General features: G+C 37.4%; 16 protein-coding genes. 1 reads left to right on the top strand and 15 read right to left on the bottom strand.

Features of this window, described 5'->3' with window-relative positions:
- The first annotated feature begins 2 nt into the window (after window positions 1–2).
- Window positions 3–428 carry a MarR family winged helix-turn-helix transcriptional regulator gene (locus J7E66_RS27610; RefSeq protein WP_251026733.1) on the top strand — a complete coding sequence of 142 codons (426 nt, stop codon included), beginning with the start codon at window positions 3–5 and terminating at the stop codon, window positions 426–428.
- Between the two features lie 177 nt (window positions 429–605).
- Here J7E66_RS27610 and J7E66_RS27605 read toward each other — a convergent pair whose 3' ends face one another.
- The 15 genes from J7E66_RS27605 to J7E66_RS27535 all read right to left on the bottom strand — a co-directional run bounded on the left by J7E66_RS27605 (window position 606) and on the right by J7E66_RS27535 (window position 15992).
- Window positions 606–2012 (bottom strand): GntP family permease, encoded by a 1407-nt coding sequence (locus J7E66_RS27605; RefSeq protein WP_215006123.1) that lies wholly within the window; start codon window positions 2010–2012, stop codon window positions 606–608.
- A 229-nt stretch (window positions 2013–2241) separates the two neighbouring features.
- On the bottom strand, window positions 2242–3270 hold the full coding sequence (gene dmpG / locus J7E66_RS27600; RefSeq protein WP_215006120.1) for a 4-hydroxy-2-oxovalerate aldolase: 1029 nt from the start codon (window positions 3268–3270) through the stop codon (window positions 2242–2244).
- A gap of 23 nt (window positions 3271–3293) precedes the next feature.
- Window positions 3294–4181 carry an acetaldehyde dehydrogenase (acetylating) gene (locus J7E66_RS27595; RefSeq protein WP_215006117.1) on the bottom strand — a complete coding sequence of 296 codons (888 nt, stop codon included), beginning with the start codon at window positions 4179–4181 and terminating at the stop codon, window positions 3294–3296.
- Between the two features lie 52 nt (window positions 4182–4233).
- Window positions 4234–5007, bottom strand: a complete 774-nt coding sequence (locus tag J7E66_RS27590) for an IclR family transcriptional regulator (RefSeq protein ID WP_215006114.1) — start codon at window positions 5005–5007, stop codon at window positions 4234–4236.
- Window positions 5008–5180: 173 nt separating this feature from the next.
- Window positions 5181–5450, bottom strand: a complete 270-nt coding sequence (locus J7E66_RS27585; RefSeq protein ID WP_088085824.1) for an iron-sulfur cluster biosynthesis family protein — start codon at window positions 5448–5450, stop codon at window positions 5181–5183.
- A gap of 51 nt (window positions 5451–5501) precedes the next feature.
- Window positions 5502–6971, bottom strand: coding sequence for a protein adenylyltransferase SelO (locus J7E66_RS27580; RefSeq protein ID WP_215006174.1), 1470 nt, complete (start codon window positions 6969–6971; stop codon window positions 5502–5504).
- 61 nt (window positions 6972–7032) lie between these two features.
- Complete coding sequence (locus J7E66_RS27575) at window positions 7033–7530, bottom strand: YehS family protein (protein WP_215006111.1); 498 nt, start codon at window positions 7528–7530, stop codon at window positions 7033–7035.
- A 34-nt stretch (window positions 7531–7564) separates the two neighbouring features.
- Entirely contained in the window at window positions 7565–8272 is a 708-nt protein-coding gene (locus J7E66_RS27570; protein ID WP_215006108.1) for a M48 family metallopeptidase, read from the bottom strand.
- A gap of 167 nt (window positions 8273–8439) precedes the next feature.
- On the bottom strand, window positions 8440–9621 hold the full coding sequence (locus tag J7E66_RS27565) for a C40 family peptidase (protein ID WP_215006104.1): 1182 nt from the start codon (window positions 9619–9621) through the stop codon (window positions 8440–8442).
- Window positions 9622–9939: 318 nt separating this feature from the next.
- Complete coding sequence (locus J7E66_RS27560; RefSeq protein WP_215006101.1) at window positions 9940–13110, bottom strand: ATP-binding cassette domain-containing protein; 3171 nt, start codon at window positions 13108–13110, stop codon at window positions 9940–9942.
- A gap of 21 nt (window positions 13111–13131) precedes the next feature.
- Entirely contained in the window at window positions 13132–13521 is a 390-nt protein-coding gene (locus J7E66_RS27555; RefSeq protein ID WP_215006098.1) for an SRPBCC family protein, read from the bottom strand.
- A gap of 3 nt (window positions 13522–13524) precedes the next feature.
- Complete coding sequence (locus tag J7E66_RS27550; RefSeq protein ID WP_215006095.1) at window positions 13525–13848, bottom strand: ArsR/SmtB family transcription factor; 324 nt, start codon at window positions 13846–13848, stop codon at window positions 13525–13527.
- Between the two features lie 250 nt (window positions 13849–14098).
- On the bottom strand, window positions 14099–14665 hold the full coding sequence (locus J7E66_RS27545) for a DUF4256 domain-containing protein (protein ID WP_215006092.1): 567 nt from the start codon (window positions 14663–14665) through the stop codon (window positions 14099–14101).
- 405 nt (window positions 14666–15070) lie between these two features.
- Entirely contained in the window at window positions 15071–15484 is a 414-nt protein-coding gene (gene arr / locus J7E66_RS32995; protein ID WP_374103894.1) for an NAD(+)--rifampin ADP-ribosyltransferase, read from the bottom strand.
- A 385-nt stretch (window positions 15485–15869) separates the two neighbouring features.
- Window positions 15870–15992 carry a DUF2200 domain-containing protein gene (locus tag J7E66_RS27535; protein ID WP_215006181.1) on the bottom strand — a complete coding sequence of 41 codons (123 nt, stop codon included), beginning with the start codon at window positions 15990–15992 and terminating at the stop codon, window positions 15870–15872.
- Between the last annotated feature and the right edge of the window lie 69 nt (window positions 15993–16061).

The raw sequence follows: 16061 nt of genomic DNA, 5'->3' as shown, positions 1-16061 counted from the left end.
TCATGTTATTAAAAAACCAACTATGCTTTGCCATTTATGAAACAGCAAGTGAATTCAATAAGTTATATTCAAGTGCACTTCAACCTTATGGAATAACCTATCCTCAATACTTAGTTCTATTAGCATTATGGGAAAAAGATGGTATAACGGTTAAGGAGATAGGAGAAAAATTAAGTTTAGGTACTGGAACATTGACTCCCATGCTGACAAGAATGGAAGCAAATGGTTGGCTTAGAAAAGAACGTTCAAAGGCAGATGAGAGAAAAGTCTATATCCATTTACAAAAGAAAGCACTGGAAGAAAAACAAGCCATTACAAAAACAGTTGGTGAAGAAATACAATCCTGTAATATTGAACTCGAGGAATATAAACAATTAATGGTGCGATTGAATCAATTGCATAGTAAGTTGAAAGAACGGGAACATTAGACTTACAACAATCATATCATGTGGGATTTTATGAAGAGATTACGAGTTTCTTTATTTGAGGTGACTTAACAATAACCCGATTGCTCCAATTGCAATCGGGTTATTGCTTTCATACATATTCTAAATGGCTAGTCCAACTACAAGAAGGATTACCATCTGTATTCAATAATTGTAGTCTTAAACAAGACCTGTTACTAAATAAACGCCAATGATAAAGAAAGCAGCGATTGTTTTAATAATGGTAACAGCGAAAATGTCACGGTAGGACTGCTTATGTGTTAAGCCTGTGATCGCAAGCAACGTAATGACTGCTCCGTTATGTGGAAGTGTATCCATACCCCCTGAAGCCATGGAAATTACGCGGTGCATTACTTCAAGCGGGATACCGAATTGAGTTGCTAATTCAATATATTTATCTGCCATAATCCCAAGTGAAATGGCGATACCAGCCGATGCGGAACCAGAAATAGCAGATAGAACATTGGTTGTAACTGCTCCATTTAATAGAGGATTCGTAAATAATTTAGCAATTCCATCTCTCGCCATCGTAAAACCAGGAAGGTTAGAAATTACTGCTCCAAAACCATATTCAGTTGCAGAGTTCATGATGGCTAATAATGCACCAGCAATACCAAGATTCATGCCATCCTTGAAGTTCATAACAACGGGTTTACGATTGTATAAAATGGTTGTAAGAATACCGACAATAAGAGCAATTTCAACTGACCAAATACCGACAACCTGGGAAGTTTCAACATTTGGAAAATTTAAGCCAATCTTAGAAAAATCAAAGCCATTAGGATACCATTTTGGAATCCAAGTGGTTAACACTTTATTTAAAACACCGACAAGGACTACTGGAACAAATGCCAAGATTTTACGGGCTATACTTTCATTTTGGTCTAAATCAATATCGATCTGTTTTTCTTTGATTGTGCCGAAACTATAATAGCCTTCGCCCGCTTTTTCTGCCTTTTTACGACGTGAATTTAAATAGAGCATCCCAAGTATGAAGATAAAAATTGCCCCAATTATTCCAAGAGTAGGCGCGGCATAAAGATCTGTTTTGAAAAATGTAGTTGGGATAACGTTTTGCACCTGAGGTGAACCAGGAAGTGCGTCCATCGTAAAGGTAAATGAACCAAGTGCAATCGTCCCTGGAATCAATCGTTTCGGAATATCTGACTGTCTGAATAAATGTGCTGCAAATGGATAAACAGCAAAAGCAACAACGACTAAACTTATTCCACTGTATGTTAGAATCGCACACAATAAAACGATAACTAACATTGCACGTTTACGTCCTACTAACTGAATAAGCGTAGATGCAATTGAACGTGCTAATCCTGACATTTCTACCACTTTACCGAAAATAGCTCCTAATAGGAAAATTGGGAAGTATAGTTTAATATATTCAACCATTTTCCCCATAAATACATTGGAGAAAAACGGAAGAACCCAATCAGGGTCCGTTAAAAAGACAGCGAATAATGCACATAACGGTGCAAACATGATAACTGAAAATCCTCGGTATGCAATAAACATTAACATTCCGAGTGCTAATAATATTATAACTAATTCCATAAAATTTCTCCTCTAATCCTATGATGTAAATTCCAGCTAAGATGAAGTTTAGACGGTTATCTATCTCTTCTTAAAGGTAAAAACGGTTACATAAGCATTTTAATAGAAAATAAATTAAATCATTCCGATTTAGGCTAGTCGATGGAGGTGGGAACAGTTTAGTCCCCTCTTCCATCAACTCTATTATTTTTTAATATTCTATAAATCTATTTGTAATGGGTTATAACTATTAGGCCAAGACTATCTTTGACTTGTTTTTAGCAATCTCTGCAGCCACTTCAACAATCATATCCTCTTGACCGCCAACTACTTTACGATTTCCTAGTTCAATTAAAATATCACGTGAATCCACACCAAATTTTGCAGCTGCACGTTTTGCATGAAGAGCAAAGCTAGAATATACACCAGCATATCCGAGTGTTAGGCTGTCTTTTGTGATTTCTTGTGGTACTTGTAAAAGTGGTGCCACAATGTCCTCAGCTAAGTCCATCATTTTATATAAATCTACCCCTGTTTTAATACCCATCCGTTCGCAAACTGCTACAAGTACTTCTGTTTGTGTATTACCGGCACCAGCACCAAGGCAACGAACACTGCCATCAATACGAGTGGCACCTTCTTCGATTGCAGCAAGTGTATTGGCCATCGCTAAAGATAAATTGTTATGACCATGGAAACCAACATTAACGCCAATGGATTGTTTAAGAGCACGAATACGTTCGCGAACTTGGTCTGGAAGTAAGTAACCTGCAGAGTCAACAACGTATACTGAATCTGCTCCATAGCTTTCCATTAATTTAGCCTGTTCTACTAATTTAGCAACAGGTGCCATATGGTTCATCATTAAGAATCCAACTGTTTCCATCCCTAATTCTTTTGCGTAGGCAATGTGTTGTGGCGCCACGTCTGCTTCTGTTACATGTGTTGCAATACGAGCCATTTTTGCTCCTAAATTAGCTGCTTCTTTTAATTCATGTAAAGTACCGATTCCTGGTAAAAGTAACACAGCAATTTTGGATTTGTCGGCAACAGAAACGGCTGCTTCGATTAATTCCATTTCATTTGTACGGGAAAGTCCATATTGTAAAGAAGATCCTGCTAAACCGTCTCCATGGGATACTTCGATATAAGGAACATTTGCGTCATTTAATGCCTTTGCAACCTTAAGTACTTGTTCAACTGTAAATTGATGATTGATCGCATGGCTACCATCGCGTAATGCTACCTCTGTGATAAGAATATCTCTTTCATTTGTCATTATTTTTTACCCCTTTCTACAGTTCAAACTGTTTCTTTCGTTAATAATTTTTTAGCAAACGCTTCAGCAATTTTAACACCGGCAGATGTCATGATATCTAAGTTTCCTGCGTATTTAGGAAGGTAATCACCAGCACCTTCTACTTCAAGGAAGATGGTTACTTTATTTCCTTCAAAAATTGGTTCTGTGCGGAGTCGATAGCCTGGAACATAGGATTGAACAACCTTAGTCATTTCCTCAATCGATTTCCTAATCGCTTGTTCATCCATTTTCCCATCCTCAACAAGTGTATAAACGGTATCACGCATCATAATTGGCGGTTCAGCAGGGTTTAGGATCATAATCGCTTTTCCTTTTTTAGCACCACCCACCTCAGCAATTGCACGTGAAGTTGTCTCCGTAAATTCATCGATATTTGCACGTGTTCCAGGGCCAGCACTTAAACTTGCAATCGTTGCAACGATTTCTGCATACTCTACTGGAGCTACTCGGTTAACTGCATGAACCATTGGAATGGTTGCTTGACCACCACAGGTAATTAAATTGATATTATCTTTATCTAAATGTTCATTAATATTTACAGCAGCACATACATATGGACCTACAGCTGCAGGGGTCATATCAATTACTTTTATTCCTGCTTCTTTTAACACTTTTGCATTATAAAGATGAGCTTTGGCTGAAGTTGCATCAAAAACGATGTCTGCTTCTAGTGTTTTGTCTGCAAGAAAACCATCGATTCCCGTATCAACCCCAGCATAACCTAATTCTCTTGCACGGCGTAATCCGTCTGATTGCGGGTCAATCCCAATCACAGCTGTTAGCTCTAAATATTCAGAGCGTCCAAGTTTAATCATTAAATCTGTACCAATGTTCCCTGAGCCAAGAACGGCAACTTTTACTTTTGACAAAATAATTCTCCTCCTAAAAATTAATGTGTTTATTTCCCTCTTTGTCTTTCTATCAGGTATTTTTACCTTTATAGCCTAAACAACTTGAAATCTCTGCTGCAGCACTTTTAATTCCTGCTATCACCTTAGGCAGCCGATTTTCATCAAGCCTCATTTTAGGTGCAGCACAACTTATTGAAGCGATTACATTTCCTTGATGATTAAATATCGGCGCAGCTATACATTTAAGCCCTAACTCAATTTCCTCATCATCGACCGCATAGCCTTGCTCACGGATGGAATGTAAATGTTCCTTTATTTCCTCTATATTTGTCATCGTGTGCTTAGTAAATGATTCCAAATTGATAGATGATAATATTCTGTTAACATCGTTTTCATTAAGGTTGGCAAGTATTGCCTTTCCCACACCCGTACTATGAAAAGGAGCTCTTTTTCCAATATGCGAATAAATAGTAAGGGCACTTTGACCTTCTACTTTTTCAATGTAAATAACTTCATCTCGCTGTAACGAAACTAAGTGAACAGTTTCATTTAGTCCATCCACTAAATCTCTAATAATGGGCCTTGCAATTTTCCCAATATCGAAATTTTTTCCGACAAAATTCCCAAGTTCAAAAAGCTTGATCCCTGGCTTATATTTCAAATCCTCAGGATTTTGTTGAAGAAACCCTCTATGTTCCAAGGTCTTGATAATACCGTGGACAGTACTTTTTGATAAATTTAAATTCTCACTAATCTCTTTGATACTTAGTTCTGGTTTAGTAACCAAAAATAATTCTAGGATATCAGCGGCTCTTTCAACTGACTGAATTAAACGTTCTGACACAACCATCCTCCTTATATTCGACATTATCGAACGACGTTCACATTTATTAAGGACAATCTAATAGTAACTCTCGTTCATTATTCTGTCAATATTTTTAATAATTTAGCTGTTTTTTTAATTTACGTTGAAAATATAAAAAAAGGAGTCTGATTTCATAGAAATCAGACTCCTTTTTAAATAATCTCAAATTGTTTAAAACCTGTTGTATCTGGGATAAAATCTAACGTTTTATTATTGAAATAATGGCACTCACCATTGTCAATAATGAAATGCAACTCATCCTTAGTGATTTCTGCATCATTTGGCTGAATCGTTTCTTCCAAGGTCAATTTCACTTTCATAAAACAACTTTTACGCATTTGCAGCCGGATAAATTGTTTTGAATCTGCTAGTTCCAACCTATTTTGTAGTTCTGTTTTGGCATTTTCAGTTAATAGAAACACGCGATCATCCTCACACCTTAATTTCCTAAAAAGAGATTTAGTTAATGATTATCATGTACCACAAAAGGTTTGGTAAGGCTGGGTTGATTGCTCAGGAAGCGTGCAGTATTCCGTCTGTTCTGGGGAGTGCGCATATGGGCTTGAAAGTACATCAAGCAACCGCTCCATTACGCTGTAGTCTTCTTGATTCACGGCAGCGTCTAGTGCGGCCTCCACCCGGTGGTTACGAGGGATTACCGCAGGATTGCTATTACGCATCAACTGGTGTGAGGAGTCTTTCGATTCCTGCTGTCTATTTAGACGTGCTTGCCATTGCTCATACCACTGCTTAAATTCTGAAGTCTCCACTAAGTCTGTATCCTCTGGCTTATCAAAAGTTAATGCTCGGAAAGTATTGGTATAGTCCACCTTATACTTCTGCATCATAGTTAAAAGATTATCAACAAGAGATTCATCCTGTTCTTCCTCGTTAAATATGCCGAGTTTGGCTCTCATTCCAGCCAGCCAATTACCCTGGAACAACTCCATAAAATGTGAAATCTCATCCTGAGCCAGTTGGACAGCCTGTTCTTGATTGTCATGTAAGAGCGGCAAAAGAGTTTCAGCCAATCGAGCGAGATTCCAACCGGCAATATACGGCTGATTGCCATAAGCATAACGTCCTTGCCTATCAATAGAACTAAATACTGTTGCAGGATCATAGGTATCCATAAAAGCACACGGACCATAATCAATCGTTTCTCCGCTAATGGTCATGTTGTCGGTGTTCATGACCCCGTGGATAAAGCCAACCAACTGCCATTTTGCTACTAGCGCTGCCTGACGTTTGATCACTTCCTGTAGAAGCGATAGATATCGTCTCTCATCAGTGTCAACGTGTGGATAATGGCGTTTTAGTGTATAGTCTGCTAGTGCCTGGATCTCCTCAACTGTGCCCCATTTTGCAACGTATTGAAAGGTACCAACGCGCAGATGGCTGGATGCCACACGAGTCAGAATTGCTCCTGGCAGGGCGGTTTCGCGGAATACTGCCTCCCCGGTTGTCACAACGGCTAGACTTCGGGTGGTTGGTATCCCAAGCGCATCCATTGCTTCGCTGATGATGTATTCACGCAGCATCGGTCCAAGCCCCGCTCGACCATCGCCTCCGCGGGAGTACGGTGTTCTACCTGGACCCTTAAGTTGAATATCATACCGTTCACCTTTCGGGGTGATTTGTTCACCAAGCAAAATGGCCCGTCCATCCCCTAATTTCGTGAAATGCCCAAATTGATGCCCTGCATATGCTTGGGCAAGCGGCATGGCCCCCTCAGGTATCCGGTTGCCAGCGAATACTGCTACGCCATTTTCGCTCTCGAGCTCTTGTATATTCAAGCCAAGGGAGGTTGCCAGCCGGTTATTAAGAATAATCAACTTGGGTGAACGAACAGGCGTTGGGTCGGTCCTAGTAAAAAATAAGTCTGGCAGTCCAGCATAACTGTTATCTAAGTTCCAGCCTAGTTCATTAATTTCTTTAGCCATCGTATCCCCTTTTCTTTTTAAAAAGTTTAGAGTAACCAATGTAGTGTTGCTCTGTTTGTTATTACTGTTCCCTATATTTTAAAGCTAAACCTTTTAAGAAATTTCTAGCGTATTTATCCCCGCACTCTTTATAATTCTTATGCCCTTCTTTTCTTAATAAAGCGCCGAGTTCTCCTTTTGTTACTGTTATTCCTGCATTTTCGAATATTTCCAGCATATCCTCAGTAGTTAAGGCCAGCGCTATTTTTACTTTCTTCAACAGGAGATTATTAACGTTTGCGCTTTTCTTTATTGACGGTTCCGGTGTTTCCGACTGTCCTGGTTTGGTCTCTTGTTTCCCTCTTTTAAAAATAATAAGTCCATTTAAAAATGAATCATACATACTGTTATTACATTTTATTTGATCGTCATATTCAGCCTCATCATCGGATTTTGTTAGAATCTTTATTACCTCAGGGACTGTTACTTCCACTCCGCCAAGTTTAAATATTTCTGCCATTTCTTTATTTTTTATTTCTAGTGCATATCTCATTCGAATTAATATATCATTATTATCCATCAGTAAGTCTCCCTTTAAAATTGATGTTCCACTTTTAGACTGTCATTTTCCAACTTGATAAAGCTAGCCAGTTCTCCATTTGCTCATATTCGGGGATTATTTTACCTACAAGGCGCCAAAAAGATCGATCATGATTCAGATGAACCATATGGCACATTTCATGAACGACTACATAATCAATTACCTTCAATGGTGCCATCGCGAGCTTCCAATTGAAGGTTAATTGCTGCCTGGAATCACAGGTTCCCCAGTTCCTGTTATTATCAGAAATACGGATAGACCTTGGTTTTATTTTAAAGTTACTTTGATAGGAACGAATACTCCTCTCTACTAAGGTTTTACACTGCTGATAATAAAACCGTTTTAAGGCTTGTTTTATTTTCTCATCCTCAAGCTGTTTCACATATATATATAATTTATCCCCTTCTAACACTACATAGTCTTGCTTGATAGTTATATCTTGAGAGACCTTGATAGGATATTCGTTTCCTAAATAAAGAAAGGTTTCACCATGATCATAGAGCTTAACCTTTTGGCCAAGCGTTCTATCCTTCATTTCTGTTGATTTTTGCTGGATCCAATCCCATTTTTCCTCTAATAATTGCTGGATAAGTTCATCGGAGGTCCCTTTAGGAGCCTGGATTTCAACATTTCCATAAACATCTATATAAATGCCCATGGATGTACGATTTTTATAATTTATCTCAAAACTAAGGGTCTGACCTAAATATTTATGTATCACTTAATCACCTTCATTTATGACAATGGGTAAAATAACAGCAAAAAAAATTAGAGTAAGTATAAATAACCTACTCTAACATGATTTTGCCTATGTTTATTTGAAAAAGCAATTAACTTTTTTTGCAAGGGTCTCACTATTTAAAGTTACATTTCAAAAAATTGTTACTTCTAACGCAATACTCTAGCAGCACTAGAAAATTTAGACGGATTATACGAAGCAATTTTCACAACATCACCCGTTTGCGGAGCATGTATATATTGCCCGCCTCCAATATAAATGCCGACATGATAGGCAGGAGAACCCCTGAATACTAAATCTCCTGGCTGTACTTGACTAGGAGAAATTCTTGTTCCAACATTTTGCTGGTCTCGTGAAACTCTTGGCAGATTAATGCCAACTGAACGAAACACATAGGAAGTGAATCCCGAACAATCAAATCCGCTTGGCGTTGAACCGCCCCAAACGTAAGGAACGCCCAAAAATTGTTTAGCGTAAGCAATCATCGCACTTGCCGATCCAGAGTTAGTTGAAATGGCTGCAACTGACGGTGGTGCAGACTTAGATGGTCTGCTGCTTTCTGGTGCCTGTTGTTGAGTTTGTTGCTGGGCTTGTTGAGCAGGCTGTCTGGACTGTTGTTGGGCTTGTTGAGCGCGTTCTTGGGCTTGTTGTTGTGCAGCAAGCTGTCGGGCTTGTTCAGCCTTTTGTTGTGCCAGTTGAGCCTGTTGGTTTTGTAATGTGTTTTTCGCCTCAGCTATTCCTTCTTCAACTTCTTTTTTATCTTCTTCAATCATTTTTTGTTCAGAAGCTAATTCAACCTGGCTCTTTTTTAATTGGTCAAACTCATTATGTAATTTTTCCTCTGCATTTTCTAACGCTTGTTCTTTATCATTTAAACCGTTCAGTAAGTCTGTGTCAGTTTCCATAATATGCGATATAGCAGTAAAACGAGTTAAAAACTCTGAAATGTTATCAGACGAAAGTAAAAGCTCAGCGTATGTAGCGATTGATTGTTTGCCCTCTAACTGAATGCTTTTTAGACGATCAGAATAGACCTTTTTATGAGCATCTAAGGACTTTTTAGCGTTTTCAATTTCAGCCTCTGTTTTTTCAATTTTTCCTTGTTGTGTTTTAATCTGATCGTTTAGTTGTTGACTTTTCTCCATGGATAAGGAGATCCGGTTGTCTAATTGCTGGATCTTTGTTTCAAAGTCATTGATTTGTACTTTTGTAGTATTGATTTCATTTAGTGTAACTGGTGAATCTACTGGACTTGCAAAAGTAGGTGTTGCTTGAATCATAGTGGCGAGGATGGCAGCCGATACTGTATATTTAAATAATTTTCTTATCATTTTAAAATCTCCTCTTATTACCTATTGTTAATTCGATTTTTTTATATATTAATAGTTTATCTTCCAAACGGACTAATAACAACGAAACAGTCGATAATGTAATATAATTGTAATTTTATGTAGAATAATCTGATAAAGAGTCGACTCCTGTTCCCTATTTTAGACGGACACCCTTCACGGTATTCTAGAGCCTAAACATAAACCTGTATTGTTAAAATAGACCAAAAAAAAGAAACAGGATATTATCCCATTCCAAATTTGCAGCTTCTTAATATCAATTCTTTTAACACTTACATGGCTTGTTTTAATCATTCAAATCTAATTATTTTGCTCAAGGCATTGATAAACCGCCATCATATCTCGTTTATTTAACTCACGAATACGATTAAAAATTGGAATATCAGCGACAGCTTTTGTATATAAACTTTCATCAACTACATCACTTACTTTGCCAGTTAACCATGTTTTTACTGATATGCCTTCGACCATTTCCTTGCGACCTTCATCATTGATGCCACTTGCACGACAACTCACACATGGTATCGTTAATTTAAACACGCCATCATGGAGATTCTCTTCCGTAATGACTTTCTTCCCTTTACAGAATGGACATGGATAACTTTTATTAATTTTATTAATTTGAGTGACTATTTTTTTGTAACCAAATGCTTCATAAACATACGTTAGTTTTTTGTATTTTCCATTAGTGAAATACTTATCAATGATAGTTTCTCTTGTCTCATTGATATTGGCAAAATCACAGATGGTAATCTGATTATTGATGCTGATAGATTCGATATAGCCCTTAATCGTATCCCAGAATGGTAAGGCATTTTGTAATACCATTTCATACCCAACAAAGCTTGCGAGTTCCAATTCAAACATTTTCAATGCGACTTGTGTTTTTCTAGACAACAGGGATACATCTTCTGTCAAAGTCATATCGCCGCCAACAATAGATTTTAGCTTTACGAGTACAGGTAACTCTCCAACTATTTGTAACACTTGATCAAGTGGCTGATTGATCATCTCACGAATATCTGTGTCATCAAATGTAAGCTGTTTATGATGATTAAGTACAGTTCCATGACAAATCGGACAGGTAATCTTTTCTTTAGATGCTTTCATTTTCTCTTTAATCACCGATTTCGAAATGACCATATACCCACCAACGATTGTATTAAAGCCTACCCAGGTCCTCTGTGTCTTGCCTGCTTTATCATAGAATGTCTTTTCAAAATATCCGTACCAAAAAATATGCTTTTCTTCTTCTGACATCTCATTGTAGCTTTTCGTCAGATCGAACCCGAGTTCATTCTTAATTTCCTCAAATAGAAACTCTAATTTTGGATATTGATAATATTTTAATACTTCCATCACTTCAGGATGAAATAGGCCATCCCAGAATGGAACGGTTTTGTCCTGAATGACAAGATCTTTATCAAATATTTCAATCTTAAGGCGTCCTGAGCATGATGGACAATGATTGTCCTGTGAATAGAAATCGAAGCTTCTCGTATCTTTAATGGTCGGATGCGACGCGATAATATGGTTGATGACGCCGCCCATTTCATAGAGAAAACTGTATTGGCTATACAAATGTCTTTCAAGATCTATAGCAATGACAGGCGCAATGGTGTCAGATTCGTATTCGCCGTAAATTAAACGGGCCATTGATGATAAGCTTTTTAAGATACCGCCCTTATAGACGTTTTCTGCATTCTTAAAATAGTCGATATGATTTTCTTTTAAATAAGTAATGCCATTTTGCGCTTTGAGTGTCGAAGAAATTTGCGATGGAAGCACAACATCTTCCTTATTTTTAAGCTCGTAATATTCGTTATGACTGACAACTTCAAGATGAGTGACAGGTTCAATCTTTCTTTTACCAAAATCAGCGATAAAATCAGAGCTTTCTAACATATAGGCATTATGTTCAATCATCATAATTGAGACAGATTCATCTTGCAGAATGCCCCTGACACTATCAATGAATTGATTTAGAATATTTTGTGATAAACCTTTTGAAGGTTCGTCGAAAATGAAAAGTGTATGAGGGTTTCTAGAATTCGCAAACAGTTCCGAAACTAAATGAACACATTGAAATTCACCAGTCGATAAGGTTTGTGTTTTTCTTTCTAATGTCAAATAACCTAGTCCTAGTTTGATCAGCAAACTCAAACGTTTATGTGCGATGTCTTCATTTGGAAGTTCCTCAATAATGTCTTCAATCGAGCGCTCAAAAATATCATCAATATCTTCACTATATTTTGTGAGTTTCTTTTTGATATCAAGAAAAGTCGCAACGGTTGACCGACTAGTAATCGATTGGTTTCGATCCTGACCAACGATAACCAGTTTATCTTTTGGATAACGCTTCAGAAAATCCTTGGCGATACATTCATTGACTAGCGTAGATTTACCACATCCAGACTCACCCGTAAAGGTGACAAGTCTATTTTTGGGAATCTGAATTTCAGCCATTTGAATATTACGGCAATGCAGTTCACGAAATTGATAGTAATCTGTTGGCATTTCTTGATTTTGTTCCCAATGGATGGGTTGGGGACGCGGTGATTCTTCCACAATTTTTCCGCCATATTTCCCACTGCCGGGTCCAAAGAACAATTGCTCATCCGTTGTATCTAGCACGGTGTCGGAATGATCAATGAACCAAATTTGGTTCTTATAGCCTAATTGTTTAATCTGTTCTAAAATCTTCAATAGTGTTTGGTGATCAAGACCAACGGAGATTTCATCAATAATAATCACGGTATTTTCACTGGCTGCCATGAATTCTGCCAAGTAAAGACGTGTTATTTCCCCGCCTGACAATGTACCCATGATCCGATTTAATGTTAAGTAACCAATATTCATATTAATAATATTTTTAAGAATATGCTGTTTCGCTTCACTAATATGTAAAACTTCTGCTAGTGATAGAATCGATTCAATACTTAAATTGTTGATATTGGAAATACTATGTGGTTGATCAAATAATTCAATTTTATATTGTTCAACTTCTTGATTATAGCGCTTTCCCATACACTTTTTACATTCGACATTTTTAGTAGTTCCACGACCCTTACACTCTGGACACCAGCCTAATGCATTATTAAAGGAAAACACTTCCGGAGAAAGATTATATTTTTCAGCCAGACTCACACGAATCTCTGTAAACACGCCAGTATGTGTGCCAATTGTTGAACGTGGATTGGAAGAAATGGATGATCTCCCAAGAAAAAGTACAAGTGGCATTTCTTCCATCTTGATAGCACTAAAATTGGTTTCCATTATGTTAGGAAATAAATACTGATATTCAGCTTTTGGCAATAAGGAAACGAGACGTTTCTTGGATTCTTCACCAATGGTTTGACAAAAAGTTGTTTTTCCAGATCCTGACAAACCAGCAATTCCTAACGATTGATCTGCTGGAAGTGCTGCATTTAATTTGTTAATATTGTTCGCAATTAATTGATTTATTTTCATATGGATATCCTCGGTTTAGTCTTACATTTCCCCTAACAATTTTTTAAGATCTTCGCCCATTTTCGCCCAACCATATTTCGCACCATTGAACGCTTGATCTTCTTTTTCGAATCCTGCTTGTTCAAGATGTAAGTAAGTTGTGCCATCCTCTTCCTTCAATGTCCATGTGACAGTAGTGTTTATCGGACCACCTACCCATGTGTAAGATAACTTATTAGGCTCGTCCACTACTAGTACTTCACAATCTACAATTAAATTCCACTGCGGATTTCGGAATTGACATTTATGTCCTGCGATTGGTTTAAAATCATTTTCCATTATCCATTTTGCAAGAGTATCCGAATCGGTTAATGCGTTCCACACCTTATTGATTGAACTTGTAAACTGAAAATCTAATGATACATCTGCCATTTTTTATTCCTCCTCTAATAAATTTTTTAAGAGTAACACTCTTTCATTCCAAAATTTCTCGTAAAAGGATACCCAATCTTTAATTTCCTGTAGCGGAGCCGCATTTAGTCGATACCTTGTTTCTCTACCAACTTTACGGTCAGCAACTAGGCCCGCTTCTTTAAGAATAGCCAAATGTTTAGAGACAGCAGTACGCCCCATTTGAAATTGAGCAGTTAATTCGTGAAGAGGTAACTCTTCTGCCTCCGCCAACAAACCTAACAATTTACGTCTTGTTGGGTCAGCGATGGCTGCATAAACATCACGCTCTTGATTTTTCTCGCTCAAAATCACCCCCCCTTTTTAAATAGGACACTAATTAGTGTCTTTATCATAGGACACTATTTGGTGTCCAGTCAAATTTTATTTTAGTCATAAGTTAATCGTTCTATTCATTTATCATCATATCTTTATTCCTATTCAATACAGTTTTGGTAATCCGTTACAGGAAACGTAAAAAGGCAACTCCCAAAAATGGGTTAGTCGCCTTTCTTAAAAATGAGTTGTCCCTTCACAGGGCAGCGTTTCACAGCAAAATTTAGACCCTTAGCGAGCCACGGAAACCCCTGGCAGCATAGTAGGATTCTGCTCCGTTATGGTACACAAAAACAGTATCGTAGCGACGATCACAAAAGATGGCCCCACCGAGTTTTCTAATATTATCAGGTGTTTTCACCCAGCTCGATGTTTTAGTATCGAAATTTCCAAGTCTCTGCATCTCCCGGTATTGTTCTTCCGTTAACATCTCAATACCCATGTCAGCAGCCATTTCTATTGCGTTGTTTTTTGGTTTGTGTTCTTTCCTTGACTCCAGCGCTTCACGATCGTAACAAACACTTCTGCGGCCTTTAGGACTTTCCACTGAACAATCATAAAAAATGTATTCGCCCGCCTTTTTATCATGATCGATAACATCCGGTTCACCGCCTGTTCTTTCCATTTCATAAAGCGACCACAGTTTTTCAGTATTAGTTTCTAGCTTTGCTTGTACATTAGCCCATTCAAGTCCTTTATGGCGATTCATGTTTTTCTCAAAACTGGCTTTCAATGTTCTAAGTATTTCTTCATGTTGTTCTGGTGACAACTTCCTTTTTTCAATATTCATACTAAACCTCTTCCTAAATTATGTTAACCAAATGCTTTTAATCATAATAAAATTTTAATTTAATTTCATTCTAAAGCATTTTATACAAACAAACAAAAACACCTGCATTTTTCTGCAGATGCTCTATGATGGATATTATTTATTTTTTCCAATCCTTAATCAGCCATATATAGCACACAAACACATTCAACATGGATTGAAAGTAGGTCGCAGATTATTTCAAGATTAACTGCGACACGCACTCCACATGTGCGGAGTGTATGTGGCAACACATGGGGTACTGGTGAAGGATACCTTGCAAACTCAGCAATTGAAACTGGATACGCAGCAACCAGTTCGATAATATTTTCTTTCATCTTGGCTATTTTCAAAAAGTCATTTGCATTTTAACATCTTGAAATATGTTCAGTTAATAATTTCGCCCTTGTTTTTAGCTAAATTTTCGTGCCATTCGCGTCGCTCCATAGTTGTCAGTTTCGCCCATTCTGTTACTTCACCAATAATTCTTAAAGGTTCTTTTGAACGATAAGAACGTGTTAAGTTACCAGGAAATTTTTTGTCAGTAACATTTGGGTCGTTTTCAAATTCACCAGTTGGTTCTATTATATAAACTCGTTCTCTTCCTTCTCCTTTTGCTAAAGCTGCTGCAAGTCCTGCGCCATTGACATTAGCAGTGAAATAAATGTGGTTCATTTTAAGCCCAGATTTGTAATTTGAATTTCCACCTGCTGTTAGTAAATCACCAGCCTTCAAATCTGCCTTTGTCCCATGGTAAAATGGTCCTACATCAGAAGGGGCACCCTGAGATGAATTTGACAATTCATAATTTCTTTTTGCATTCTCAGTATCACACAACTCCTCATAACATTTGGCAATGTTTAAATATAACGTTGAGTATGCACTCTTCACATTATCATCATCTATTTTTAGTGCACACTGTAGAGATGTTTCCATCCATTTTAATTTGTCTGTAATACTCTTTTGTTGACGAGCTAAATGATAAGCTGCAATAAATCTTTCATAGTCGTCTGTTGCTTCGTGCCATGCTTTGTGAAACACCTTGACTGCATCTTCAATATTTCCACTATCCTCCAATCCCATCCCACTCATACAGAGTTTAATAACGACGTTATTTGGATCAAATTTTATATTCATCTAATTACCTCCAAATTAATTGATTGTTATTATGAGTACACCCGGAAATTCAACTTCTCAAAATCTTCTCCATTGGCTTGCCCTTTGATAATTCGTCTTCTTCATGATAATCAAGAATTGAAACCAAAAGAAACTGATTTAGGAATAACTCTCTAGCTTCTTGCCATTTCATTTTAGCCAGCCCTCCTCTTACTTTTCCTTAAATTAATTATAATTGATTCAAAGGAAATATCATACAAAA

The sequence above is a fragment of the Bacillus sp. ISL-7 genome (assembly GCF_018613065.1).
Note: the sequence above shows the minus strand (reverse complement) of the source record. Positions and strands in the feature narration are given on the sequence as shown.